The sequence below is a fragment of the Rubritalea profundi genome, assembly GCF_002954445.1.
Classification (GTDB): domain Bacteria; phylum Verrucomicrobiota; class Verrucomicrobiia; order Verrucomicrobiales; family Akkermansiaceae; genus Rubritalea; species Rubritalea profundi.
Genome location: NZ_MQWA01000001.1, coordinates 2,282,078 through 2,284,432, shown reverse-complemented (window position 1 = coordinate 2,284,432; position 2,355 = coordinate 2,282,078). Strand labels below are relative to the sequence as shown.

At 42.5% G+C, this 2,355-nt stretch carries 2 protein-coding genes; both read right to left on the bottom strand.

The features are described 5' to 3' along the window. Window positions 1-441: 441 nt before the first annotated feature. The gene (locus BSZ32_RS09895; RefSeq protein ID WP_206018805.1) at window positions 442-1,992 is read right to left on the bottom strand and encodes a sulfatase; all 1,551 of its coding nucleotides are present in this window, start codon (window positions 1,990-1,992) and stop codon (window positions 442-444) included. After that, window positions 1,989-2,318 carry a hypothetical protein gene (locus BSZ32_RS09890; protein ID WP_105043269.1) on the bottom strand — a complete coding sequence of 110 codons (330 nt, stop codon included), beginning with the start codon at window positions 2,316-2,318 and terminating at the stop codon, window positions 1,989-1,991. The genes BSZ32_RS09895 and BSZ32_RS09890 overlap by 4 nt, the downstream gene beginning before the upstream one ends. Window positions 2,319-2,355 lie beyond the last annotated feature (37 nt).

Sequence of the window (2,355 nt, the reverse complement as noted above, 5' to 3'; positions counted from 1 at the left end):
TATGAGGAGAGGAATGAGGAGAGGAATGAGGAGAGGAATGAGGAGAGGAATGAGGAGACGTTTTTCGGCCAAATTAGATTGAAATCAATCGAGGTTAACTGCTAGGAATTTGCTTTTTTGGGTGAGGTGGTCGGAGTTGCTTTCATGAGGTGATAAGGGGGTTGATATGAAGTATGAAGTATGAAGTATGAAAAGGGCGTAATCGCATGGAGCGCCGGCGTCCCGCCGGTTCCAGTGTCTACTTAAAACGTTCTTGATCGGCTACTCGGTTACTCGGTATCGGCTATCGGATATTCGGCTCTTTTACTTAAAACTTAAAACTGGAGCGAAGCGACTACCTTAGCCTAAGCTACAAATTCGCATCTCCCAAAAAAATCTTGTCTAAAAAAAATTCTTTGCGCCTTCCCCCCTTTGCGTGAGCCCTAAATTATAATATGGGAACTACTTTTTTCTTTTCTTTTTCTTATTTTTGGAAGCTGGTCTTATTCCTATTAACTCAGGCTTGTATTGAGCTGGATCAAATTTTGGATTTTTAACTGGAATCACCGCACCTGTTTCTTTAATATGTTGATCTATCATGGCATCCAGCGTTTTCACTTTTTCCGGATATTGACTAGTAAGGTTTTTCTTTTCACCAATGTCATTCTTTAAGTTATAAAGCTTATAATCATGTTTCTGATTCTCGCCACCATGAAAAACTCGAATCAGTTTCCAGTCCCCAGAATAAACAGCAATTGACGGTGGAAGCCAGTCAGGTACTGGTGGAGGCGTTGGAAAATAAGTAAAAATTGCTTGTCGTTCCAGTTTTTCTCCTTTCACCGCCGGCATAATATCAATACCATCCACTGGATGCGTTTTGGGAATCTTTAAGTTAAGGTGCTTTGCTAATGTTGGATAGAAATCAGATGTTTGAATACGCTCTTTACTTTTACTGCCAGCTTTGCTAACCCCAGGCCATACAACAATACATGGCACGCGAGTGCCACCATCAAAGATACAGGCTTTGCCACCTCTTAATGGGGCATTTGTTGTTGGCGTTGTGTTATCAACCTGACTGTACATATTGCCACCATTGTCTGATATAAAAATAATAATTGTATTATCAGCGATTCCTGCCTTATCAACAGCATCGAGTAAGGTGCCAATTGCATCATCCATTGACTCAACCATTGCAGCATAGGTTGGACAATTTTGTTTCATTCCTGGTTTAATTAATGGTTTATATTTTTCAATCAGCTTTTCCTTGGCATTAAATGGTCCATGAACAGAGAACTGCCAGTAATTCATGAAGAAGGGCTGGTTTTTATTGATTTTCTTTAACCAGCTTGTGGCTTCTTTAGCCATGCGATCTTCAATATGTTCATTTGGTGAGTTTGGCTTAAAATTCTTAAATCGCCATGGTGCGACATATGACCCAGCAGGCCCTGGTCCCGGGTGATTAGGAATATCTACATCAAAGCCATGTTGACGTGGACTGTATGGAGCTGTTCCTAAATGCCATTTGCCAAAGTGAGCTGTTTGATAATTGCGCTGCTTAAATAATTTGCCAAGTGTCGGCAATTTATTATCCAGTCTGGTAACTGTGTTTACCTTAAGTGCTTTATCTCCAGGAGGACCATTAGGTCTTAGGCTTGCTTGTAACCTAATCGTGGGAGTATGATGTGCCGGGTTCACTGATCCATGTCTGGCTGGCGATTGACCTGTTAAGACACTGGCCCGGGTTGGAGAACACAATGGACTATTCGTATAAGCATTAGAAAATGTCATTCCTCGAGCCGCCAATTTTTCTAAATTGGGTGTCTGATAGAGTTTCGTCTGGCCATAAAGAGTTGTATCACTCCAACCTAAGTCATCAGCAAGAATGAAAATAACATTCATTTCTTTAGGTTTTGAATGAGCAACTGTAATCAGGGCTATCAATAAGAAAATAGATAGGGCTTTCATATTGCTAGGAATTTGCTTTTTGGGTGAGGTGGTCGGAGGGGCTTTCATGAGGTGATAAGGGGGTTGATCCAGCGCTGTGCGGGGGTATCGAAGATGGCCCAGTTATACTTGCCCTCTTCGGGTTCAAGATAGGACCAGGGAAGACGCAGGTAGACGGTTGAGACACCGGGAAAATCCTCTAGAGTATCAGAGGGTTCCAGCTTGGAGCCATAGTTTCGCGCCACATTGGAGTAGAAGTGCATAGTCCACCCCATACCGGGGTTGATCAGAACCTTACCTGTATCCTCCGGCTTAACCGTCGTCGTGTCCTGCGCGAATACGCCAACGCTCATAAACAGACAGCATATAAAACTGCATAATTGAATAGTCTTCATGGTTTTCCTTTAATGTTTGGGTGTCAGGGTTGTTGAG

Bases quoted from the DNA above. Each gene is read 5' to 3' on its own strand.
- BSZ32_RS09895 (WP_206018805.1), bottom strand. From the start codon at position 1,992: ATGAAAGCCCCTCCGACCACCTCACCCAAAAAGCAAATTCCTAGCAAT.
- BSZ32_RS09890 (WP_105043269.1), bottom strand. From the start codon at position 2,318: ATGAAGACTATTCAATTATGCAGTTTTATATGCTGTCTGTTTATGAGC.